The sequence below is a fragment of the Dictyobacter kobayashii genome (assembly GCF_003967555.1).
Lineage (GTDB): Bacteria > Chloroflexota > Ktedonobacteria > Ktedonobacterales > Ktedonobacteraceae > Dictyobacter > Dictyobacter kobayashii.
Genome location: NZ_BIFS01000001.1, coordinates 237,185 through 261,335, shown reverse-complemented (window position 1 = coordinate 261,335; position 24,151 = coordinate 237,185). Strand labels below are relative to the sequence as shown.

The following is a 24,151-nucleotide window of genomic DNA, read 5'->3' as shown; positions in this document are numbered from 1 at the left end:
GAGACTAGATGAGGGCTGCAATGCCTTTGTGTTTGTGCCAGGGGGTGCAAGGTCGCCTGCTCTTATGGAAGGACAAGAAACTATGAGTTCTATCAATCCCGTCGTACAAGTTGCCCAGCAGATGTTATTAGGTGGCGCGGTTAAACAGAATCATGCGCTAGAGCATGCCACCATCGTCCTGCTGTCACGTAAATTTCCCGAGGTGCGCTTCTCTGGCATCTCTTTTGCCGCTGGCTTCTTTGTGTTTGGGGATGTGCCGACAGAGGCTATTCTACCGGCTGCTCAGCAGGCTTTACAACTGTTGCGAACTTCACAGCCAGAACTGGCCGTGCATGAGCGCTGTGGCACCAATCTGGCCGTTGCCGGTTTATTAACTGGTCTCTCTTCGATGGCGGTTGCCAAATTGCGCCGGCCCTATAGTACCGCCAACAACGTTATCCTGGCTTCTACCGCTGCCCTTGTACTGGCGCGTCCACTGGGCCTGGTCGTCCAACGCTATGTAACAACCCAGACTCCTAACACATCCATGCAGATCCTGGATGTCAAACCAATGACTGTTTTCGGTTCACCGGCCCACTTCGTCAGTACCGATAATCCTGATGCCGCTGGCTTATTCGCTTAAAGCCACGAACTTTATTCGCTTAGAGAGGAATATGTACTATGGGACAGGAGCAGCGCTCTCAATTTCTGGTGGAAACCTCGTGGTTAGAGGAAAACCTGTTTGATCCCGCTATTCGGGTCGTCGACATGCGCGGTTATGTGCGCACTGTTGTTAAGAATGGGCAGCAGGAGGCCGAGTATGTCGGTGCTCCTGAAGAATATGCCCAGGCACATATTCCGGGCGCGGTCTATGTCGATTGGACACAAGATATTGTGGATCATGCTGATCCAGTTGAGGCACAGATCGCTCCTGCCGATCAGTTTGCGGCCGCTATGGCGCGAGCAGGGATTGGTGACCAACACCTGGTGGTGGCATATGATACCCATCCAGCGTCACAGTTTGCCACCCGTCTCTGGTGGGCACTCAACTATTATGGGCATACACGCGTTGTAGTCTTGAATGGCGGCCTGGCTAAATGGAAGCGCGAGGGACGTCCTTTAGACCAGGTAATCCCCAACTATCCCCGGGCCACCTTTACCCCTAAACCGCAGCCACAATTACGTGCGACAGCCGAAGAGGTGCTCTCGATGATCAATCAGCAGGGTACCACTCTGGTGGATGCACGCGATAGCGGCCAGTATACGGGTACGGTAGTTCGAGGTGAGGGCCGCCGGGGTCATATCCCAGGCGCTTTAAGTCTGCCACGTGAAGAATTGATTAATCCTGAAGATGGCACATTCCGCTCAACCGAGGAATTGCAGCATATCTTCAAGGAGGCCAACATCGTACCTGAGCAGCGTGTCGTCGCGTATTGTAATGGTGGCGTGGCCGCTACAACTGTCTTGTTTAGCCTGGCTATGCTAGGATATCCACAATTAACCAACTACGATGGCTCCTGGAATGAATGGGGTATTCGCCAGGATCTGCCAGTAGAAATCTAAGGGAACAACGAGATTACCATCCCATGAACGAATTCGAACAACAACCAACTGAAAGCAACTTTACAGAAGAAAACCTGCTTGATCTCAATGAGGTCATGCAGGCTTTCGGCATTTCCAGGTGGAAAAATCTAGGGCCATTAGATGTGGGCCATGGCGACAACTTGAGCCTGGCGGTTGAGATCGCAGAGCAGCCCTATGTGTTGCGTGAGCGGCCAGAGGGTCCGCTGGGCGAAGATGTGAATTTTCGCTACACTTTTCAAAAACATCTTCAGGATGCTGGCATCCCGGTTCCAACTTTTCTACGCACGCCCCAGGGTGCCCCAACGGTGCAAATAGGTGAGGATTTTTTTGAGATTCAGCAACAGATAGGTGGAGAGCTTTTCAGCACCTCGAGTCCGCGTAGTCTGGAGTGGGTGGAATCGGCCGGGTCGATGCTGGGGCGTATTCACCAGGCTTCACAGCAGTATCGGGGCGGCCAAAATCGCTGGCCCGCTGAAGGTCAGATCGGTAGTGTCGTTCAAGGTTACCTCAACCTGGCTCGCAGCAGGGCAAGCGAAGACTCGCTACAGGCAATCTCTTCGGCCTTGTCTGAATGGGCCGACCAATGGGAGGCGGTTTTACCGCAGGCCATGATGTCGATTGGTGGTAACCGTACTCTGCCAGAGTTCCACATCCATGGTGACTATCATGCCTTGAACCTGCGCTTTGGACCCTTTGGGGTCAGTGCCGTTACCGGGTTAGAAGCGGCGCGCTGGGAGAAGCGCATCTTTGAAGTAGCCTATGCGCTCTTCTATTTCAGTGCCCTGGCCTGGCTCCCGGGTAGCACAGCTACTCCTCCACTCGTTAAGCGCGGGATGGAACCCGAGCGTGTGCGTAGTTTCTTGCAGGGATACGGGGAACTGTGTCCACCAGTTAAAGGCGAGGCCAATTTACTGGTCGATGCCCTCACCGTAATTTCCCCTATTGCCACCCTGAATGGACCACTTGAAGACCTCTTTTATACCGACGAAGAGACTGAAGGCGCGGTAATTGATGATCTCCTGGAGCGCCTGGCCTGGGCAACTGCCTTGCCAGGCTGGCTGGGTCGTGTTACGTAGCTCATTTGCGGAAATGTGGGAATAGTAAAGAAGAGTGGGGTGCTGAGCGATCGGCCCGGCCACAAAGGCCGAAAGGCCGAAGCTACACGTGGCGCATAATCAGGAATGCCAGCACAATTAGAATAACCAGGATGGCTATGCCGCCAATAATCAGCCAGCGTGACATATCTTGCTCTGACTGCTGGTTCGTACCCGGGCGCGAGGTAAGGTTGGGTGATGAATTATGTCCTGTTGACATATTTGATTGAAACGATTGAGCCGGCATAGCCATTGCTTGAGCCTGGGCCGCGTTCCCCTGTTGATACTTTGGGTAGTTAGGCTGTGGCGTCACGGGTGGTGCCTGGACATGGCCTGCTTGCTGTCCAGAGGTACGCGCCAGTGCCGCCTGGCGCATCTGTTCCTGTGACATGATCAAGGTCTGATCTGCCTGCGCAACTGGGGTACTGGCATGATTGGTTGGTGGATTGATATTATGGCCTGGATTGGTCAATGACAAACCGCAGCGTGGGCAGAAAGAAGCATTAGGAGCCAGCGGATTCTGACAGCGCGGGCAAGCCATAGTCGTGCCACGTACCGGAGGCGCAGGTGGTGTCATAGGTGGATTCTGCTGTTGATTGATACTATTTTTGCTTGCCTGGAGCGTATCATAGATCTCCGCCAGGTCGGGTTGGGTGCTGTTCGGGTCTTTTGGCCGATGAGGCGTGGGAGGCTGCGGTAAAGCCGCAATCACATTCTTCAAATCGTTAGCGAAGTCGGCCACATACTGATAGCGGTCGCGTGGACGCAGAGCCATCGATTTCTGAATAATAAGATTTAAAGCATTCAGCACCTCAGGAGACAGGGTTGCAAGCTGAGCAATATGGCGCAAGTGACGAGGCGCTGGTTTAGCCGGTTTGCTCACGCCCAGGCGGAACTGACGAGCAGCATTAGCCTCTGGGCTCTCCTCCGGTGGATTGTTCGCGATATGATCTTGTAAGGAAAGCAGGTCAGGACGACCCTGCTGGATAGACTGATTGCGGGTAGAAACACTGGGTGGCTCTGATGCGGTCAGAGCAAAATAAAGTGTGCCACCCAGAGCGTAGACATCCGAACGAGCATCCGTACCAGTGCCTCCTGGATATTGTTCTGGCGGTGCATAGCCGGGTGTGCCCTGGTGTCGGATAAAGAACAATGTGCGTGCTCCATCAGCCGCAGCCTTGGCATTACCCAGATCCACCAGGACTGCTGTGCCATTAGGCGTGATTCGAATATTATCTGGCTTGATATCGCGATGAATAACGATAGGGCGCTGGCTATGCATAAACATTACGCCATCGCAGATCGATAAAATCCAGCTTAATATCTGAGGGACCGGGATAACCTCATTGCGCTGGCGTGTCAGGCGAATCAAATCGGTCAGATCTTCGCCCTCAATATAGCTAAGCACAACATAATAGCGCCCACGCTCAATGAAGCTGTCCATGAAGGCAGGTAGATTGGGATGGTGTAACTGGCTAAGTACACGTGCTTCATGTTTCAATTGTTCCTGGCCGCTTGCGCCCGTTACTAAATATTCTTTTATCGCTGCTTGTTGATTTGTCATCTGGTCGAGTGCCAGGTACACATGGCCAAAGCCGCCGCTACCCAATACACGCTCAATACGATAACGTCCATGCAATATCGTACCAGATGGGATTGTTTCTATCATTCGTTCCTCCCATGAAAATGCCCTGCCTTGTAAACGGAGAACTTTGAACGTATTAGGGGATGAAAATAGTAAATAGCAATGTCTATCATCCCCATCACTCTTACCATGGCGCTTTTCAACCAGCGCATGACCCAAATTCTTATATTTTGCAATTAAGTGAGTGCAACCATTTGTGTGGCCACATATATATCACAAGCAGTTCAATCATTTGAATATCGTTGCTTGAAAAGAAATCCCTATGAATAGATCTCCAACGCTATCCGAGATGTGGTGGCGTAGCAAGCCACGATGAAGCGGCATTGAAGATTATTATTGTGCATGTAATAAAAAGCATGTATATTAAACCATGCTTAACGTGTTGAAAGGCATGCTTCAGTGAATGTAAAATACTTGGTTTTGAATGTAAAACGTACTCGACGAGGAGACCACTCATCGTAGCTATTAAGCAGGACGATTTTTTTAGTTTATGAATAAATATTATCGTTGCCCAGGCAGCTTTCATGCCCGCATTCGCATTATACACCAGTTCGAGAAACATGTACACGTCGAGGGCCAAACCTAGGACTACCCCTTATCTTTCTGCGTAATCTGTGGTAGGCCTCTTCTTTTAACACGTTTGAATAAACCTTTTCGATATCTATGGTTGTCGATTGATAATCTATAAGCCTGTAGTTCAATTAGCTAGTAAGTGCCAGACTCCCATTCGCATGGGGAGCATATCGCTCCTGTGCGGGCGGGCGTTGGCGCGCCCGGGGCTTTTTTCTTATGTGGTGTAGAGCATGCGCTGGGCGCATGCTCTACACCACATAAGAAAAAAGCAATGTTGAGCACCGCAGGTGTGTAAGCACATAGACAGAACGTGCGCACCACTCTAGAAAACTTCTTGAGCGCCGAAGGCGCTCGAACGCAGGCGTGAAGAGCGCGGCGATCATGAGGATCAGACGCATTGTTATAACGTATGATAAAGTGGATATAATATGTTAGCCGGATCGATAATTTGACTATATTTTGGAAGGATATCTGTATGATGGATGTTGGCGATAAGTGTAGCACTGGCCTGGTTTATGATGAGCGTTTCCTGGCCCACGATACGGGTGTAGAAGCCACTGTATTAACGCGTACAGGTTCATTTGAGTTATCACCACTACCGCATCCATCGGCGTCCACCATCACACAGCGCACGAAAGAATTTTTGGATCGCACTGGTCTGGCCGCGCGTATGCATCCTATCGCGGCCCGTCCTGCCACTCTGGCTGAACTGAGTAGCTATCATACTACCGAATACATCGCTGGCATTCATGCCTGCGCTCAAGAGAGTATCCACGGCCCCGTGAGCGCATCCTGGGGAGAGATTGACGACGAAACTGTTCTGAGTCCAGGTTCTTTTGAAGCTGCGCTTTATGCAGCTGGAGGCGCCATGAACGCAGTGCAGGCTGTTCTGGAAGGAAGCGCGCGCAACGCCTATGCCCTCCTGCGTCCCCCTGGTCATCATGCAACCCGCAATCAAGCCATGGGTTTTTGCCTCTTCAATAATGTTGTCGTAGCTGCCCAGTATGCCCGGCGTGTTTATGGTCTGGAGCGGGTCATGATCGTTGATTGGGATGTTCATCACGGCAACGGTACCCAGGACGCTTTCTATGCTGATTCTGCAGTTCTGTTTGTCTCGCTACATCAACAGGACTGGTTTCCAGAGGCAGTGGGACCCTGGAGCAAACTGGTAGTGGGGCCGGTGAAGGTTATACGATCAACATTCCACTACCGCCTGGGACGGGTGATCGAGGTTATCGTGCCGCCTTTGAGCAACTTATCCTGCCGATTGCGCGCCAGTATCATCCACAACTGATCCTGATCTCTGCTGGCCAGGATGCCTGCTGGCTGGATCCTCTAGCGCAAATGATGATGACTATGGATGGGTATCGCGAACTGACCGCGCTAATGGTTGAGCTGGCTGACAAAGTATGTGAAGGTCGCCTGGTTATTCTCCAAGAAGGAGGATATAGCATCTCCTATGCCCCTTATTGCTCTGTAGCTATCGCAGAAGCGCTGCTGGGCACCAATGTGGGCATCGTGGATCTTTATGATAACGCGCCTGAGCTCAGGCGTAGCCAGACTATTTTTAGTCACGATACCCAGCAAGCACTGCGCGAGGCACATACCCATTATCAGCGCTGGTGGCAATTATGAAATAGTGGTCGCTATTGTATCTCTTGCGTTTTCCGCTTTGCCTGTGCATAATGCGCATTAATAGAGAGAGAAAAATACACACTAGAGGAGGGACTACGAGGTATGCTATCAATGGCTCGTAGCTGTGCAGTGGTGGGCCTGGAAGGGGCTTTAGTTGAAGTTGAGGTGGACCTGGCGACCGGTATGAGCGCTTTCGCAATCGTTGGATTGCCTGATGCAGCCGTTAATGAAGCCAAAGATCGTGTGCGGGCTGCCATCAAAAATAGCAATTGTAGCTTTCCTTTTAAGCGCATTACAGTCAATCTCGCGCCCGCAGACCTACGGAAAGAAGGTCCAGTTTACGATCTGCCAATCGCGATTGGCATCCTGATCGCCTCGGAGCAGATAGCCGATAGTGAGCTGATTCATGCGGCTCTATTTCTTGGTGAACTCTCTCTGGATGGGAGTGTCCGCCACACCAATGGTGTGCTGCCAATGGTCGCTCTGGCCCGTGAGCGGCATGTCAAAACAGTCTTTGTGCCCGCTATCGACGCGTTAGAGGCCACCCTGGTTGATGGTATCGATGTCTACCCGGTTGAGACGCTACGCCAGCTCATCGATCATTTGAATGGGGTCAGCCTGATCCAACAATATAAGCGTGATGTTAGCTTGCTGGATTATGATAGTGGACTTCACCCGGGTCAGGAGATGGCTGCTATTCGCGGGCAAGAGCATGTCAAGCGTGCGCTAGAAGTAGCCGCCAGTGGGGTCACAATCTTCTCATGAGTGGCCCTCCTGGATCCGGCAAGACCTTGCTGGCCCGCGCTGTGCCCTCGATCCTGCCGCGTATGTTAATTGAAGAGGCACTGGATGTCACTAAAATTTATAGTGTCAGTGGCATGCTCTCACCAGACGTCCCACTGATCCGTCAACGACCATTTCGCGCACCGCACCATACAATCAGCCATGCTGGCCTGGTGGGCGGAGGTCGCATTCCTCGTCCAGGTGAGATCAGCCTGGCTCATCGTGGTGTCCTTTTCCTGGACGAATTGCCTGAATTTGGTCAAAACGTCTTAGAGGTACTCCGGCAGCCCCTCGAAGATAAGATTGTCACCATCTCTCGTGCCCAGGGCAGCATCACATATCCGGCCAGTTTCATGCTGGTGGCCGCTATGAATCCCTGTCCCTGCGGCTTTTATGGGGACCCGGTGCGTGAATGTACCTGTTCTGCCACCTCCATTGCGCGCTACCAGAAGCGTATCAGCGGCCCACTGTTGGATCGCATTGATATCCATGTCGAAGTGCCGCGCGTCGACTATGAAAAGCTGGCGGATAAACGCAATGTAGAAGCCTCTTCCACTGTGCAGGTCCGCGTTCAAAAGGCTCGTGAACGCCAGCTCCAGCGTTTGAAAGGAACCAATCTTACCTGTAACTCCGAAATGGGTCCCGCTGAAGTGCGAGATTTTTGTGTGGTAGATAGTGGTGGGGAAAAGCTCTTGAAAGCCGCCATGCAACAACTTCATCTCTCAGCACGTGCCTTTCACCGTGTGTTGAAACTGGCCCGGACCATTGCTGATCTTGTTGACAGCGACCTCATTGCCGCCAACCACGTTGCCGAAGCCATCCAATATCGTCCCAAGGTCCGCTCATGACGTGAAGTTTCTCGCCTGCGGCGTGCAAAAAATCATCTATTGTTGGAGGAAGTGCGCGCACACGTACTTCCTCCAACAATAGATGAAAAATATCAGATAGTTGTCCCTGTAAAAACAGAAGGAATTTTTAGCGATAGTATATGTTATTATGTTGATATTATATCCTTTATCTGTCTTCTTGCCCATTTCAATATAAGGTCGCAGAAGGGATGATTATCAATATGCTTGATTTTCCAATTATTGACACCCACGTGCATCTTTGGGACCCCGAACGTTTTCGCATGAGCTGGTTAGATAATGCTGAAATTTTGAATCGCCGCTATGCACTGCCCGAATATCATCAATACACGCAAGGTGTAGAAATTGAAGGGATGGTCTATGTCGAGGTAGATATTGACCCACATTATACTTTGATTGAGCCGCGCTGGGTAGCTGAACAGGCCACGCAGGATCCTCGTTTACGTGGCATCGTCGCGTATGCCCCGGTTGAAAATGGTGAGCGCATTCGAGCGTACCTGGACGAACTGGTCAGTATTACCTCCCTCGTCAAAGGTGTTCGACGCCTGCTTCAAGCAGAGTCGGATAACGCTTATTGTCTGCGGCCAGATTTTATACGTGGAGTGCAGATTCTCGCTGAGTACGGTCTCTCCTTTGATATTGGTATACGGCATGTGCAATTAGAGAGTGTTGTTGAACTGGTACGTCGCTGCCCCGATACCGCTTTTATCCTGGACCATATCGGCAAGCCTGATGTTAAGGGACAGCTCCTGGACCCCTGGCGACAACATATCGATGCCCTGGCGGCACAGCCTAATGTGGTTTGTAAGATTAGCGGCATGGCCACAGAAGCTGATCCAGAGCATTGGACGATTAAAGATCTGGCCCCCTATGTCTCACATGTCATAGCAGCCTTTGGAGAAGACCGCATTCTCTATGGTGGTGACTGGCCTGTAGCTTTACAGGCCACCAGTTATCCTCGTTGGGTAGAAACACTGGATACTCTGACCATCCAACTTTCTCCAGAGGCCAAACGCAAGCTCTGGGTTGACAATGCGCGTAGATTCTATCGTTTATAGTTTATTGAAGGAGCTGTTACTATGCAACGAGTTGGATTTTTACTCAAAGTCAAACCTGATAAAATCCATGAATATCGTGAGCGCCACCGAGCTGTATGGCCCGAGATGCGAGAAGCCTTAAGCCGCAATGGCTGGCACAATTATTCTTTATTTCTGCATGATGACGGTACCATATTCGGTTATGTTGAGGTTGAAGATAGCTTTGCTGCCGTGCTGGCCAGCATGGATCGTGAAGAGATCAATACTCGTTGGCAAACATATATGGATGGTTTCTTTGAGATTGCGCCTGGCCTGCACGCCGATCAGGCTATGTTGGAGCTCGAAGAGGTTTTCCACCTGGATTAGCTCGTTTATTCAGATAGCCGCTATATATAGTGGAGAGCTGTTTCTCTGTAAGTGTCAATATAGATAGTGAATTGTCGCGACCGGGCAAAGATGCTACAATGAGTCGCACTATAGTTCAGTTTAGAAGGAGTTGTTGCCATGGAGACATCGGCTCCCGCAGGGAAACCTCTCGTTATCCTGAATCCAGTCGCTAATCGGGGAAATATGCAAGCATATCGTACCCTGCTGCAACGCTATGTAAATCAGCAGCGAATTGAGTATAAAGAGACGCAGCGACCTGGACAAGCAAAGGACCTGGCGCAGCAGGCTGCAATGGCTAATCGAGAGATAATTGTTGTTGGTGGGGACGGCACCATTCACGAGGCTGTTAATGGATTATTGGCAGCGGGTCGGCGTGTCCCTCTAGGTATTGTAGCAGCGGGCTCGGGTAATGACTTCGCCTGTAATACACTTAAGCTTCCACATCAACCGGAGGAAGCCGTTGAGCGCGCATTCAACGGACGCCTGACCAGTGTAGATGCAGGTCGGGTCAACGACACATATTTTGCCAATGGGTTCAGTATTGGTATGGATGCCGAGATTGGCGCGCTTACCAACCGCATGAAGAACATCCCACTCATGAGTGGAGCAGGGCTCTACTATGTCGCTGCACTGCGGCAATTATTATTTGGCTTCCAGCGTTGTCCCTGGCTCACCTTTCACCTGGATGACGGAGCAGTGGAGCAAGCCACTGAAAAGCGCTATGTGCTGATCGCCGTCACCAATGGACCAGCCTATGGTGCTGGATTTCATATCAATCCACGGGCCGATTATGCTGATGGTCTGCTTGACATTTGTGTCGTCGACTACACACCACTCTGGCGTGTGCTGCAACTCTTTCCTGGCGTCAAACAAGGCAAGCATGTTAACGCACCAGAAGTTACTTTTTATCGGGCACGTAGCGTTCATATTGAAAGCAAACAGCCCGTAACTATGCAGGCCGATGGTGAAGAGGCGCGTGTTAGCGTGGTTGACGCAGAAATTTTGCCGGGTGCTTTGTGGATACGCATTTAAATAGAGAGCGAGACAGGCCTGCTAAATAAAAATAGGCCTGTCTTTCGGTTAAGCCTTTTTGGCGGGTTTACCTGAAGAGGCACGAAGTTGGCGTAAATAATTGGCCAGGTGAGCATTGAAGGTTACCCCTTCATACCATTCAGGGTAGAGAGTATGTAGAAATTGAAAGGCCACTGGAATGACATGCTGCGCGAACAAGCCAACATCCATTGCTGTCAGTAGCGAACGCAGCCGCTCAGGAGAGGGAGCTTGCCAGCGTGTAATTATTTCGGATTCAGAAGATATATTGGTATATCCCAGTGCAAGACATATATCTGCTGCAACATCTAGTTCTGATGCATCCAAACTTTTTCCACCCATCCATTGATGGATGGTCATAAATAAATCATTATCGTTGAGTGCCAGTAAATCAGTCTGAACCTGTCTGGTAAAATTGCGAGATTGGTTGCTGGTTTTCATGATGAGTCCTTCCTGATGCCCGCGGTTGGTCAGCATAAAAATATGTTTTACCCGACTAAGATATATCAGCTATATTGCAGTGAAATAGTTTTCTAAGTAGAAAACTGGCTCAGGTGGAAGAAAACGGGCAAAAGCATAGGTAGAGCATATACGAATGGCCCAATCGTCAAGCGCACTGGCAGAAATCTGCATATCGCACTTACGAGTTGGGCCATTCGCGTAAAAAATGTTATCTGATAGAGCCAGAAACCTGGCTACAGATTACCAGCGGGAGCGGCGGTCGCTAGAGCGGCTATCACGCTGTGACTGGAAGCAGTCGCTACAATAGACGGGGCGATCTTCGCGTGGCTGGAAAGGCACCTGGGCCTCGTTGCCACAGCTGGCGCAGATAGCGGTGTACATCTGACGTGGCTCGCTGCGATAGCCACCGCCACCGCCGTTGCCGCCACGACCATAACCACCACGGCTCTGGCCACCTGCCTGCTGCTTACGAGCGGCGCGGCATGATGGGCAGCGGCTGGGGGAATTGGTCAGACCACGGCTGGCATAGAATTCCTGCTCACCGGCGGTGAAAGTAAACTCCTGGTTGCAATCGCGACAGTAAAGGGTTTGATCTGTGTATGACATTTCTAAATCTCAATTCTTGGGGATAACCCCTGTGTTGTAATAAAACGCTCGCTATCGCGCTGCTTCCAATAGGCAATCTACTCTAAGCAATCACGCACCTACGGCGTTTTATTATTATACACTATCTGTCTACCCCTTTGTGAAGGAAAGTATGGAAGTACTAACCATATTTATATTTTTTTAATCTGTTTTCTTCTGCTTTTTGTGAGCAGTGCTAGAAATCGGCCAAAGGCGACATGAAATTGAAGTTGCCCGGGCCAGCTGTCTGTTCTAATTGTTGGATAATAAACCTGGAATTGTCATCTGGTCCGGCTATATATAATGGCTTTCCTTTCCTGCCGAACGTAATCTTATATGGTTCGGGTAATTCACCGCGGGGAGTAAGTAGATACTGTGACTGATTGAAATCTCTTTGAGGCGTAAAGCCAAACTGGGCTGCATAATCAATTGAAGCATAGATCATCTGCTGGGCCAGTTCGAGGTCACAGGCTATAAGTGGGGTTCGCATGTCCACTGGCTCAAAAACTTCACGCTGATAGCGCTGTTGAGAATAATCAGTGCGCACGAAAGTATTCTTCAAGCCCAGGCAAAGTTTATCAACCAGATAAAGCCCGCAACACACCCTACCATCTGGTTGTTGGCGAGCAATAATAATCTGCACCAATCCAGGTTGCTCATTTTTCCAATCAGAGCTGATCCAGCACTCAAGCAAAGGATATGAGCGAGCATCATGGATAATGGCATTCTTCGAAAACGTCAAATTCGCCTTTGGCGACACCTTATGTTGTCCCGCCAGCTTTTTGCGTTTCTTCATTACTGCCTTTTGCTGTTTTTTTGGATCTTGTGGCATATCTTCCCTTCCTTACTATATGGTCTGTCTTACCAGAAGCCCCTTAAATATATGCTGGCTGTGTTTATGCTTTGTTGGATGAACTACGTACCGGAATAGCTATAAATGCTGATGGGCAGAGATGGGTTAGCGTGCATTGTTCGCATAAGGGCCTGCGGGCATCGCAGATAGCGCGGCCATGAAAGATGAGCAGGTGTGAGAGATCGAGCCAATCTTCTGGGGGCACGATCAGCATCAGCTCTTGCTCAATCTTGACGGGATCGGTGCTGGTCGTCCAGCCAAACCGGCGCGCGAGGCGACCTACGTGGGTATCAACCACGAAACCAACCACAATACCAAAAGCATTGCCCAGCACAACATTTGCTGTTTTGCGTGCCACTCCTGGCAGGGTCAGCAAATCTTCCATAGTGCGTGGAACTTCACCCTCATAAGCAGTAATCAAACGCTGACAGGTCGCGCGAATATTTTTTGCCTTGTTGCGATAAAAACCGGTAGAGCGGATATCTTGCTCAAGCTCCTCTTGCTTCGCGCCTGCAAATGCCTCAACGCTGGTATATTTTTGAAAAAGTTTGCTTGTCACTATATTGACGCGCTCATCGGTACATTGTGCTGAAAGCTGGGTAGCAATTAGCAGCTCCAATGGATTCGAGAAATTCAGCGAGCAGGCGGCTGTAGGATAGAGGCGGCGCAGTTCTGTGATGATGGCGTTCACTTGTTCTGGAGAGCCCGGTTGTGGTCCTGTATAAATGGGTGTTGCCAGATTCATATATGTGTTCTCTTTACCCCTTCTTCTTTGCTCTACCACTTAATCGCATACATAGCGGATGCTGCCAGATTATTGTACCTGTTTGAAGCGTAAGAGGCAATAGCAGTGTTTACTAGTGGAAGAAATATCTAAATCATAAGTAAATGCTATCTGATCAGCCAGGGCTGTTGGCATTTTCTAAAGAGGGCTTATAACTGGAAGAAGCTATCTGCCATAATCTTTCATCAAGTACAAACACGTTCTTGATGAAAGATTATGGCAGATAGCGATAATTAATCATAGCTTTCGCGTTGAATACGCAAGAGATTGCGCAAGGCGTCAGCTTGACCCCGATTCCAGGCGGCGGACCGAACTTCAGAGCCAATGATAGGGAGGGAGCTCTTCTCACGAATATTAGCGGCACGTTCACGTTGTACAATCTCGTGAATGAGTTGACGTTCACTCAAGCGCCAGCCATGAAGCCTGGCCTGCTCAGATAACCACATGATACGCCCAAAACCAGCCTCATAGTCATGCTCTGCTGAGTCATTGCGCATTGGTATATTTTGCATATAATGCCTCTATGGTAGAAAAATAATGAGATGAAATGCTTCTACTCTGGTTGGATTGTAATTCTATCGTATCGATTATGTCAGAAAATAAGTTTACATGTCAAGAATAACAGCGTTTGCTTCTGTATAATCCTCTGTATAATCCTCTTTATGCCATCACCCGTGGTGGGTTGGCTGAAAAGGGGGATAAATTGATACTGTAATGGTGGATCATTCAAATTTGAGACAGAAATGGTTTTCAACCAGAAACAAGCTTCACCTGGAGGTAGTCTAAAAGCTGTACTGTATGCTAGAATCAGGTGGCATGAATTTCTTGCATAAGCGGCTAAAGGACTTTATGGTAGATCCTGGCGGATTGTATGAAACGTACCCATATGGCTGCTCGTACTACTGTAGTGAACAGTGTTGTTGAATATAATGAGGCAGCAACAACAGCGAATTTGTACATGCGACATATTATTCTATAGAGGTCTCATTGAACTATGTCAGGGAAGGAAGTTGAGCGTGGCTAATAAAAAATTCACCAATCCAAACGACGACAGAGAGAAGCTCAAAAATGATCTGGCCGCCAGTATCTTACGTGAGCGTAAGCAGCCCAAAGGTTTTAAAGAGTTAGGTATTCATACGCTGCGAAATCTCCCTGCGAATATCTCGATGGTTCAAAGCTTGATGAAAGCGGTGAACTGGAAACTTGCGCAGCAAGAAGTCCTGGAGAATCTGAATAATACCGTGGTCATTGTGGGGCAGCCGAATACTGGTAAGAGCACATTGTTTAACACCTTGAAAGGCCAGAATTTATCGCCAGCCTCTTCTATGGCCGGTACAACTCGTACTCTGGTACGCACCGATTTTGGTCCTTTTACGCTGGTTGACACTCCAGGACATCTGCCCGACGTGATGGAGAGTGGCATGGATCAGGCCAGCGTTATTGTATTCCTGATAGATGCATCGAAGGGTTTGCAAGCGTCTGATCGTGAATTGTATAACGTCATTAAACGCTTTGATAAACCAACAATTGTGGCGGTTAATAAAATTGATAATCTCAAAGGCGGTGAGAGCGGAGACCAGCTGGCAACAGAAGTCGCCGTTCAACTTGAAGCACCTGGAGTAATTCCCGTCTCTGCTAAAACCGGCGAGAATATTGCCGAAGAGCTCATTCCAGTCATTATCGAATCCAGCCCCGAAGCTGCATTAGCGATTGGTCGAGAATTACCTGCGTACCGTCGTGCGGCTGCTCAGCGTATTATTCGCAACGCTACACTGGTCAGTTTAGCTGCTGGATTGGAGCCGATTCCATTTATTGATATTCCGATCCTGCTTGGTACCCAGATGCGCCTGGTATTACGCCTGGCTGCTCTTTATGGCGAAAAGATGGATAGTGCCGATGCCAAGCAACATGCCCGTGAGCTGATTGCTACAATTGCTGGTGGACTGGGTTTACGTTACCTGGCACAGCAGGCTGCTAAAGCTGTACCCTTCGGGGGTGACTTTATCGCGGGCGCCATTGCAGGTGCTGCAACCTGGTCTATTGGTCAGGTCGCGCTTGAGTACTATGAAGAGAATAAGCAACTGAGCCCAAAACGCCTGCAAACACTTTACAAAAATTTCTATCGCCGTTTCCGCAAAGACACTCGTATCGAAGAATTGCGAAAACAGGCATTGAGCGAGATTGAGACAGGCCAATCTGAGCCATTATTAGAAGAGTCTGATCGCAAGCTCCTAGAAGAAGGGAAGGCCTAAGCCGTGCCCATGCTCTTTCCTTATGATCATTATGAGACGCTGAACGAGCCATTTACAGTCTATTATCCAGCGAGCGAGCAAGAGCTTGCTCGCCTGGTGACTGATAAAATTGATGCCGCAGGCAAGCAGCTCTCAAATCTTCTCCATATAGATTTGCCTGACTTTGAAGTCTTGCTGGTCGATATGGAAGACTGGCCCCTGGTGCCGCATAGCGAATCTGAAGAGGTGGATTCTCCCCATCCTTATATAACCGACCTTACTACGCCACCCACGCTGGTTGTGCCAACCGAGCTCGACCCAATCTTTGGTGACCTGACGCCAGAAAAGTTCGCGTTTATGCTCTATCATGAGCTTACCGTCGCATTTCTTGAGGATGATCCTCGCCCCTGGCCGGAGGTTGCGCCTCTCTGGGCAGATGAATGGCAGTTTAAGTTTATTTCTCTCTGGCTTTCTCAGCAATTGGATGGGGTCAAGGGTGTCGTGAATAAGGATATGCGTGAGGAATATGCTGAAGCCTTTGAGCCAGAAGCTGATGGCAAAACTCCCGTTACTGTGCGTGGTTTTGATTGGTATGATGATACTACAGCGGAAGAGTATCTCACTTATGAACTATTGTTAGAACAATTTGCTGCCGATCTTTTAGCACGCTACGATATTTCGATTGTACAGCGTTTCCTGGCCCTCTATCGCACGGAGCAGGCAGAGCTATTGAGCGATCAGGTAACAAAGATGCTGGTAGAAGCTCTCGGCCCCCAGTCAGAAAACTGGTTAGAAGAGCTGGTTTACTTTTAATAGCGGGGAGCTGAGCTCACTCAGGCCAAATCATGTTTTTCCTGGTTGTGTAGAGATGTCATGGAGTAAAATTGCTCATGCTCTTCTTCTTTCTGCACTGAAAAAATTTATGCCCAAGGAGAGGAAATTGGAAGCTGACTGGAAGGAGCCACCAGCAGCGTTAGCGCTGGGTTCACATGAGGTTCATGTGTGGCGTGTTCAGGTTGAAGAATGGATACCAGCCGTAGATCATCTACAAACCTTTCTCAATCGTGAAGAACAGGCTCGGGCACAACGATTTTATTTTGAGAATGATCGGCAGCGTTCTATTATTGCTCGTGGTCTCTTGCGCGTATTACTGGGGCGTTATTGTGCTATCGAGCCTGGCCAGATACTTTTTGCTTATAACGAATTTGGCAAGCCTGAGCTGGCGACCCCTGGCCCGGTTACAGCACTTTATTTCAATCTTGCCCACTCGAATACACAAATCGTCTATGCTTTTACGGCTATAAATCGCATTGGTGTTGATATTGAGTATATGCGCGCCAATATCGAGTACGAGCAAGTAGCTGAACGCTTTTTTTCTGCTCATGAAAAGGCGCAATTGCAAACTGTACCTTCTGAACAGAAAATGCTGGCCTTTTTTGCTGGCTGGACCAGGAAAGAAGCTTATATCAAGGCACGTGGTAAAGGCTTATCGATCCCCTGGATTCTTTTGACGTTACTTTGCAACCTGACAAGGCACCATGTTTATTAGATGTTCGTGATGATCCCACACCAGGCCATCGTTGGTCACTCTATACTTTGCCGCCTGATCCTCATTATGCTGGGGCACTTGCTCTAGAAGGGGATAGTGAGCCATTACATTTCTGGCACCTCTCCTATTCACTCTAAAAAGCATTGGTATCCCCTGTTCTTTTGGAATTCATTTTAGTATAATGGCACTCAATTCATAGGGTGAACGTGCGGGTTTGAGATTTATGGTGCGAGAAGGAGTGCTATGCTATGTTTAATCGCGTAACTATTATTGGCCTGGGGCTTATTGGAGGTTCGATTGGACTGGCCCTGCGCAGGGAAAAAATGGCCAAACAGATTGCTGGTTATGACCTGGGACAAGGGGTAAGTGAGCGTGCGCGCAAGATAGGAGCAATCGATGACGCTTATGAGAGCGTTGCAGACGCGGTTAGCGGCTCTGAGCTAGTTATTTTAGCGACTCCTGTCGGGGCCGTACGCACCCTGCTGCAAGCTATTGCTCCAGTGCTGACGCAGGGGACTGTTGTCACCGATGTGTCCAGTACCAAGTCGCAAGTGATCAGCTGGGCCGAGGAATTTTTGCCCCCCACCATCTCCTTTGTTGGTGGACATCCCATGGCTGGAAAAGAAGTGAGCGGTGTGGAGGTTGCCGATCCTGATCTCTTCAAGGACTGTATATATTGCCTGACACCGACCACTCGTACACGCTCAACGGCTGTCAGTAAAGTGGCGGCCCTGGTAGAAACGCTTGGAGCGCGTGTACGCTTCCTGGAGCCTGCAGAACATGATGGATTGGTCGCGGGCGTTAGCCATCTACCTTTTCTGGTTTCTACTACTCTCATGTCTACCGTAGCTGACGATCCAACATGGGGAGATGCAGCACTGTTAGCATCATCAGGATTTAGAGATACTACACGCCTGGCCGCTGGCAATCCAGAAATGTATCGCGATATCTGCCTTACTAATAGCGCTGCCATTGTACGCTGGCTAGATACTTATGTTGCAAAGCTCTCAGACTTACGCGATCAAATCGCCATGCATGATAGAAATATCGACGAAGATTTCACGAAAGCGCAACAACAGCGCCAACAGTGGCAAGTCACACAGCAGTCTGGAAAGTAATTTTATTCTTCCTGAAAAAATGCTTGACAATGTTTATTCCCTATGGCATAATCATCGAGCTGTCAAAAAAGCGACAATCACCTGATCTCTTGCAGAGGGGGTGCGCCTGTCCTTTTTTATCAGTTGTGCCACGTTAAAGTGGCCCCTCTGGGAGGATTATTTCTCCCCTGAAATTCCCAACAGATAGTTGTGTGAAGGGCATTTTGCGCCCTGTTTCAGGGATGGTTGCTACCGCGACCAACGGGAATATGACTTTCGGAGCCGAGCAAAAAATTGCTCGGAAAAACGCTTGACAAAGCACAACGGATATGCGATACTACAGCACATGAGACAAGCGAACGAAAAAACAACGAATGCTTGTCGAAGAGCGAAACAACTGTTTCGCCTGGTACCTTGACAACTGAAGAGTGGAAAGCAGAACAGCAACTGGAACTCAGTGAATACACAAACCAGTTCCTGTCAATTCGGTCCCATGGACGTGTCTATGGTGACCACAATAATCTGCGAAATAAAGCCAATGTTATAAATTGGCCATGATCGCAACTTCACATGCAATAAATAGTTGCTCGCTGAGTGACTATGATATAAAAATTGGATGGCGAGTTTGATCCTGGCTCAGGATAAACGCTGGCGGCGTGCCTAACACATGCAAGTCGAACGCCCTTAGCAATAAGGGAGTGGCGGACGGGTGAGGAACACGTGGGTTATCTACCCCCAGGTGAGGAATACCGGCGAGAAATCGCCGACAATACCGCATAGGCTCGGCAACGAGCAAAGCCCGCAAGGGCGCCTGAGGACGAGCCTGCGCTCGATTAGTTGGTTGGTGGGGTAATGGCCTACCAAGACTGCGATCGATAGCTGGTCTGAGAGGACGATCAGCCACACTGGGATTGAGAACGGCCCAGACTCCTACGGGGGCAGCAGTGAGGAATTTTCGTCAATGGGGGCAACCCTGAACGAGCAACGCCGCGTGCAGGAAGAAGGTTTTCGGATCGTAAACTGCTTTTCTCTGGGACGAGAACGGACGGTACCAGAGGAATCAGCCCCGGCTAACTACGTGCCAGCAGCCGCGGTAATACGTAGGGGCAAGCGTTGTCCGGATTTATTGGGCGTAAAGCGCACGCAGGCGGTCAGATTAGTCTGTGGTGACAGTCGTCGGCTCAACCGACGAAGTACTATGGAAACTGTCTGACTTGAGGGCTTCAGAGGGACACGGAATTCCGGGTGGAGTGGTGAAATGCGTAGATATCCGGAGGAACACCGATGGCGAAGGCAGTGTCCTGGGAAGTACCTGACGCTCAGGTGCGAAAGCTAGGGGAGCGAACAGGATTAGATACCCTGGTAGTCCTAGCCGTAAACGATGACCACTAGACGTTGGGGGTATCGACCCCTTCAGTGTCGTAGTTAACACAGTAAGTGGTCCGCCTGGGGAGTACGGTCGCAAGATTAAAACTCAAAGGAATTGACGGGGACCCGCACAAGCAGCGGAGCGTGTGGTTTAATTCGATGCAACGCGAAGAACCTTACCAAGGCTTGACATGGATTTGCACCAGCCGTAACGGGCTGTCCCTTCGGGGCGGATCCACAGGTGCTGCATGGCTGTCGTCAGCTCGTGTCGTGAGATGTTGGGTTAAGTCCCGCAACGAGCGCAACCCCTGTCGTTAGTTGAATTTCTCTAGCGAAACTGCCGTTTTAAAACGGAGGAAGGCGGGGATGACGTCAAGTCAGCACGGCCCTTACGCTTTGGGCGACACACACGCTACAATGGTCAGGACAAAGAGTTGCGAACCCGCGAGGGGGAGCCAATCTCGTCAAACCTGGCCTCAGTTCAGATTGGAGGCTGCAACCCGCCTCCATGAAGTTGGAGTTGCTAGTAACCGTAGGTCAGCACACTACGGTGAATACGTTCCCGGGTCTTGTACACACCGCCCGTCACACCACGAAAGTTGGCAACACCTGAAGCCGCTGGGCTAACTCGCAAGAGGGGCAAGCGTCGAGGGTGGGGTCAGTGATTGGGGTGAAGTCGTAACAAGGTAGCCGTACCGGAAGGTGCGGCTGGATCACCTCCTTTCTAGGGAGCTTGGATGAGGTCTTTCAACGAAAGACGTTTTATACTCATCCCACTTCCAGGTCGACCAGGAATCGGTACGTGTTCACGCCAGATGGTTGGACTGGTTTCCACTCTTGAGCTGTTGGGGTACAGTGTCCCCTTCTACGGAAGGATGACGACCAACAGTGCACCTGAACAACTGAAAATAGTATTCCTTCAATTTTGCTGAGCGATTTATAGGTCAGCCAGAGTTGAAGCAGAGGATCGATTTTTTCGATAAATGAGAAAAAGTCAAAGCATTCCAGAGACATGATGTAGATCTGAACGAAGAGAACAAGCTACACAGAGTACGAGGTGGATGCCTTGGCGCTGAAGACCGAAGAAGGACGCGGAGACCGGCGAAACGTTCGGGGGGAGCTGCATACAAGCGATGAACCCCGAGATTCCGAATGAGGCAACTCCTCCAGAGTGATGTCTGGAGACCGCCTGCTGAACACATAGGCAGTGACGGGGGGCAGTGGGTGAACTGAAACATCTCAGTAACCCGACGAAAAGAAATCAACCGAGATTCCCGTAGTAGTGGCGAGCGAACCGGGACCAGCCCAAACCAATCATCCCTCGGGACGGTTGGGGTTGTAGGACTAGCAACACAGGAGAGATTTCTACTTGAACACGTTGGAAAGCGTGACCAGAGCGGGTGACAGTCCCGTAGAGGACGGAGAACTTGAATTGGCTAGTATCCTGAGTACCACGAGGCACGTGAAACCTTGTGGGAAGCTGGGGGACCACCCTCCAAGGCTACACATCTTCAGCGACCGATAGCGAACAAGTACCGTGAGGGAAAGGTGAAAAGCACCCCGAGAGGGGATGAAAGAGACCCTGAAACCACGTACTCACCAGCAGTCAGAGGCCACTGTCCCAGGAGGGACCAAGGGCTGATGGCGTGCCTTTTGTAGAATGATCCGGCGAGTGCATCGTCGTAGCCTGGTTAACCAACGCTAAAGTTGGGGAGCCCCAGGGCAACCGAGTCTGAAGAGGGCGAACGTTGCGGCGATGCGACCCGAAACCGTGTGAGCTATCCATGAGCAGAGTGAAGCGGATGTGACAGTCCGTCGAGGCTCGAACCCACCAGTGTTGCAAAACTGGGGGATGACTTGTGGATAGGGGAGAAATTCCAATCGAACACGGAGATAGCTGGTTCTCCCCGAAATGTATTGAGGTACAGCTGTATGAAACACTATCCTGGAGGTAGAGCACTGAATGGGCTAGGGGCCTCGTGCAGGTTACCAAACCCAACCAAACTTCGAATGCCAGGACAGCATGCATGCAAGTGAGACGGCGGGGGCTAAGCTTCGTCGTCAAAAGGGAAACAGCCCAGACCATCGGCTAAGGTCTCTAAATCCGCGCTTAGTGTCAAAGGGAGTCAGTACGCCCAAACAGCCAGGATGTTGGCTTAGAAGCAGCCACCATTTAAAGAGTGCGTAATAGCTCACTGGTCGAGTGTAGTGGCACCGACAACGTATCGAGGCTCAAGCGAGGTACCGAAGCCATGGAATCCGTCGCAAGATGGATTGGTAGGGGAGCGTTCTGCGGGCAGAGAAGCCAGACCGTAAGGACTGGTGGAGCGCGCAGAAGTGAGAATGCCGGAATGAGTAGCGTCATGTCTGTGATAACCAGACACACCGAATGCCTGAGGGTTCCTGGGCACCGTCAATCGTCCCAGGGTAAGTCGGGTCCTAAGCCGAGGACGTCATAGTCGTAGGCGATGGCAAGCAGGTCAGAGATTCCTGCACCGGAGTAGCTCGTTACGAGCAATGGGGGACGCGGTAAGGAAGGTGAGCCCATCGAATGGACAGGATGGGTCTGTGCGGTGAAGTGCGAAGCCGAGGCAAATCCCGGTTTCCTGTGCATGACACGTGCAGCGAGCGGACGACAAGTCCGCGGAAGTCATCGGCCCCTAGGCCGCCAAGAAAAGCCTCTCGCCAGAGTGTACTCCGCCCGTACCGCAAACCGACACAGGTAGGCAGGGGGAACTCTCCCCAGGTGATCGAGCGACCCTCTGTTAAGGAACTCGGCAAATTGACCCCGTACCTTCGGAAGAAGGGGTGCCCTAGTAGCTTTCAGGCTTGCCTGGGGGTGAGGGGGTTGCAAGAAATTGGCTCAACCGACTGTTTACCAAAAACACAGGTCTCTGCGAACGCGAAAGCGGAAGTATAGGGGCTGACTCCTGCCCAGTGCCGGAAGGTTACGAGGAGCGGTGATCGTAGCTGCGAATCTAAGCCCCGGTGAACGGCGGCCGTAACTATAACGGTCCTAAGGTAGCGAAATTCCTTGTCGGGTAAGTTCCGACCCGCACGAAAGGAGTAACGAGTTGAGCACTGTCTCGACAGAGGACTCGGCGAAATTGAAGTACCCGTGAAGATACGGGTTACCCACGACAGGACAAAAAGACCCCGTGGAGCTTTACTACACCTTGACCTCGAAACGAGGCAGAGCGTGCGTAGCATAGGTGGGAGTCGGAGAACCTATCCTTGTGGGGTAGGGGAGACAGCAGTGAAATACCACTCTCGTTGTGTTTTGTTTCTCACACGTCACCGTGAGCCGGGACGTGGACAGGATCAGGCGGGTAGTTTGACTGGGGCGGTCGCCTCCCAAAGAGTAACGGAGGCGCCCAAAGGTTCCCTCAGGGTGGATGGACATCACCCGTAAGAGTGCAAAGGCAGAAGGGAGCTTGACTGCAAGACGGACAGGTCGAGCAGGGACGAAAGTCGGGCTTAGTGATCCCACATTCCCGAGTGGAAGGAGTGTGGCTCAACGGATAAAAGCTACCCCGGGGATAACAGGCTTATCTTGCCCAAGAGTTCACATCGACGGCAAGGTTTGGCACCTCGATGTCGGCTCGTCGCATCCTGGGGCTGGAGTAGGTCCCAAGGGTTGGGCTGTTCGCCCATGAAAGCGGCACGCGAGCTGGGTTCAGAACGTCGCGAGACAGTTCGGTCTCTATCCGTCGTGGGCGTAGGAGAATTGAGGGGCGTCATCTCCAGTACGAGAGGACCGAGATGGCTCAACCGCTGGTGTGCCAGTTGGCCTGCCCGGGCCAGAGCTGGATAGCTATGTTGAGAAGGGATAAGCGCTGAAGGCATCTAAGCGCGAAGCCGCACCCAAGACGAGTTCTCCCATCACATTTGTGTGATCAAGATCCCAGGAAGACGACCTGGTAGATAGACGACACGTGGACGCCTGGTAACAGGTGCAGCGAAGTCGCCCTAATGATCGTACGGCTTGTTTCACCTACTCGTTGGTATCTTCATCGTGGCATTCTGAGGATGCGAGTCCGCTGCTTCAGCGCAGGCTGATCTGGCGCTCGGCAAAATTGAGGATATATGCTATTGCAGTTGTTGAGATCAGAGAGATCTTACTCATCAAGAGTAAGGTCTTTTTTGTTTGTGAATTTGGGTAAAACGCAGCCATCGCGGGAGACAATGGAGAGAGGCCAGATCGTTTAGCGCTCTGGGTGAATGAAGCATCCCTTTGTCCCCTGCATTGAGAAGCGGACTACCTTGAAGTGATACGCAACAAAAAACACCCGTGTGGGCGGGTGAGACGGCGACTTCCTATTTTCCCACGCAGTTGCCCACGCAGTATCATCGGGGATGAAGAGCTTAACTTCCGTGTTCGGGATGGGAACGGGTGTGCCCTCTTCTCTACAGTCACCAGCTCGCCTGCACATACAGGTGTTCTTGACAAAGGGAATAATACTACAGTTCAAAGTCTTTGTCAACCCCTATTTCCAGGTCTTTCAGGAGTTGGAGTGGGTTAGGTGGGCGGCCGCCCACCTAACCCACTC

Annotated in this window: 18 protein-coding genes, 3 rRNA genes and 1 pseudogene; 15 read left to right on the top strand and 7 right to left on the bottom strand. The window is 50.6% G+C overall.

Features of this window, described 5'->3' with window-relative positions; translation table 11 throughout:
• Positions 1–82: 82 nt before the first annotated feature.
• Genes EL645_RS01130 through EL645_RS01120 form a run of 3 tightly spaced genes read left to right on the top strand, consistent with a single transcriptional unit; the run spans position 83 to position 2,639 of the window.
• Positions 83–622, top strand: a complete 540-nt coding sequence (locus tag EL645_RS01130; protein WP_126548345.1) for a DUF6391 domain-containing protein — start codon at positions 83–85, stop codon at positions 620–622.
• Positions 623–660: 38 nt separating this feature from the next.
• Entirely contained in the window at positions 661–1,542 is an 882-nt protein-coding gene (locus EL645_RS01125) for a sulfurtransferase (RefSeq protein WP_126548344.1), read from the top strand.
• Positions 1,543–1,565: 23 nt separating this feature from the next.
• Complete coding sequence (locus tag EL645_RS01120) at positions 1,566–2,639, top strand: phosphotransferase enzyme family protein (protein WP_161977014.1); 1,074 nt, start codon at positions 1,566–1,568, stop codon at positions 2,637–2,639.
• A gap of 82 nt (positions 2,640–2,721) precedes the next feature.
• Here the strand turns inward: EL645_RS01120 and EL645_RS01115 are convergent, their stop codons facing one another.
• On the bottom strand, positions 2,722–4,326 hold the full coding sequence (locus EL645_RS01115; RefSeq protein WP_126548342.1) for a serine/threonine-protein kinase: 1,605 nt from the start codon (positions 4,324–4,326) through the stop codon (positions 2,722–2,724).
• A 1,024-nt stretch (positions 4,327–5,350) separates the two neighbouring features.
• Between EL645_RS01115 and EL645_RS01110 the strand changes: the two genes are divergently transcribed.
• From EL645_RS01110 to EL645_RS01085, 6 genes and pseudogenes are all read left to right on the top strand, one after another.
• On the top strand, positions 5,351–6,169 hold the full coding sequence (locus EL645_RS01110; protein ID WP_126548341.1) for an arginase family protein: 819 nt from the start codon (positions 5,351–5,353) through the stop codon (positions 6,167–6,169).
• Positions 6,070–6,510, top strand: coding sequence for an arginase family protein (locus EL645_RS42185; RefSeq protein WP_307720567.1), 441 nt, complete (start codon positions 6,070–6,072; stop codon positions 6,508–6,510). Before EL645_RS01110 ends, EL645_RS42185 begins: the two co-directional genes overlap by 100 nt.
• Positions 6,511–6,612: 102 nt before the next feature.
• Positions 6,613–8,141: pseudogene (locus tag EL645_RS45155) on the top strand (YifB family Mg chelatase-like AAA ATPase).
• A gap of 221 nt (positions 8,142–8,362) precedes the next feature.
• Positions 8,363–9,217: an amidohydrolase family protein gene (locus EL645_RS01095; protein WP_126548339.1), complete on the top strand. Its 855-nt coding sequence runs from the start codon at positions 8,363–8,365 to the stop codon at positions 9,215–9,217.
• 21 nt (positions 9,218–9,238) lie between these two features.
• The gene (locus EL645_RS01090) at positions 9,239–9,562 is read left to right on the top strand and encodes an L-rhamnose mutarotase (RefSeq protein WP_126548338.1); all 324 of its coding nucleotides are present in this window, start codon (positions 9,239–9,241) and stop codon (positions 9,560–9,562) included.
• A 138-nt stretch (positions 9,563–9,700) separates the two neighbouring features.
• Entirely contained in the window at positions 9,701–10,615 is a 915-nt protein-coding gene (locus EL645_RS01085) for a diacylglycerol/lipid kinase family protein (protein WP_126548337.1), read from the top strand.
• Between the two features lie 48 nt (positions 10,616–10,663).
• Here EL645_RS01085 and EL645_RS01080 read toward each other — a convergent pair whose 3' ends face one another.
• From EL645_RS01080 to EL645_RS01060, 5 genes are all read right to left on the bottom strand, one after another.
• On the bottom strand, positions 10,664–11,074 hold the full coding sequence (locus EL645_RS01080; RefSeq protein ID WP_126548336.1) for a hypothetical protein: 411 nt from the start codon (positions 11,072–11,074) through the stop codon (positions 10,664–10,666).
• 261 nt (positions 11,075–11,335) lie between these two features.
• Complete coding sequence (locus tag EL645_RS01075) at positions 11,336–11,701, bottom strand: zinc-ribbon domain containing protein (RefSeq protein WP_126548335.1); 366 nt, start codon at positions 11,699–11,701, stop codon at positions 11,336–11,338.
• A 214-nt stretch (positions 11,702–11,915) separates the two neighbouring features.
• Positions 11,916–12,551: a hypothetical protein gene (locus EL645_RS01070; RefSeq protein ID WP_126548334.1), complete on the bottom strand. Its 636-nt coding sequence runs from the start codon at positions 12,549–12,551 to the stop codon at positions 11,916–11,918.
• A gap of 64 nt (positions 12,552–12,615) precedes the next feature.
• Entirely contained in the window at positions 12,616–13,317 is a 702-nt protein-coding gene (gene nth, locus EL645_RS01065; protein ID WP_126548333.1) for an endonuclease III, read from the bottom strand.
• A gap of 272 nt (positions 13,318–13,589) precedes the next feature.
• Positions 13,590–13,868, bottom strand: coding sequence for a hypothetical protein (locus EL645_RS01060; RefSeq protein WP_126548332.1), 279 nt, complete (start codon positions 13,866–13,868; stop codon positions 13,590–13,592).
• 504 nt (positions 13,869–14,372) lie between these two features.
• Between EL645_RS01060 and EL645_RS01055 the strand changes: the two genes are divergently transcribed.
• The 6 genes from EL645_RS01055 (at position 14,373) to EL645_RS01025 (ending at position 23,594) form a co-directional block, all read left to right on the top strand.
• Positions 14,373–15,608, top strand: coding sequence for a GTP-binding protein (locus tag EL645_RS01055; RefSeq protein WP_161977013.1), 1,236 nt, complete (start codon positions 14,373–14,375; stop codon positions 15,606–15,608).
• A 3-nt stretch (positions 15,609–15,611) separates the two neighbouring features.
• Positions 15,612–16,400 (top strand): hypothetical protein, encoded by a 789-nt coding sequence (locus EL645_RS01050; RefSeq protein ID WP_126548330.1) that lies wholly within the window; start codon positions 15,612–15,614, stop codon positions 16,398–16,400.
• A gap of 127 nt (positions 16,401–16,527) precedes the next feature.
• Positions 16,528–17,136, top strand: coding sequence for a 4'-phosphopantetheinyl transferase family protein (locus EL645_RS01045; RefSeq protein WP_161977012.1), 609 nt, complete (start codon positions 16,528–16,530; stop codon positions 17,134–17,136).
• 248 nt (positions 17,137–17,384) lie between these two features.
• Positions 17,385–18,254, top strand: a complete 870-nt coding sequence (locus EL645_RS01040) for a prephenate dehydrogenase (RefSeq protein WP_126548328.1) — start codon at positions 17,385–17,387, stop codon at positions 18,252–18,254.
• 592 nt (positions 18,255–18,846) lie between these two features.
• Positions 18,847–20,325: ribosomal RNA gene (locus EL645_RS01030) — 16S ribosomal RNA — on the top strand.
• A 310-nt stretch (positions 20,326–20,635) separates the two neighbouring features.
• Positions 20,636–23,594, top strand: a 23S ribosomal RNA gene (locus EL645_RS01025).
• Positions 23,595–23,905: 311 nt separating this feature from the next.
• On the opposite strand, the gene rrf is transcribed toward EL645_RS01025, so the two are convergent.
• Positions 23,906–24,022 (bottom strand): 5S ribosomal RNA (gene rrf, locus EL645_RS01020).
• Positions 24,023–24,151: the final 129 nt, after the last annotated feature.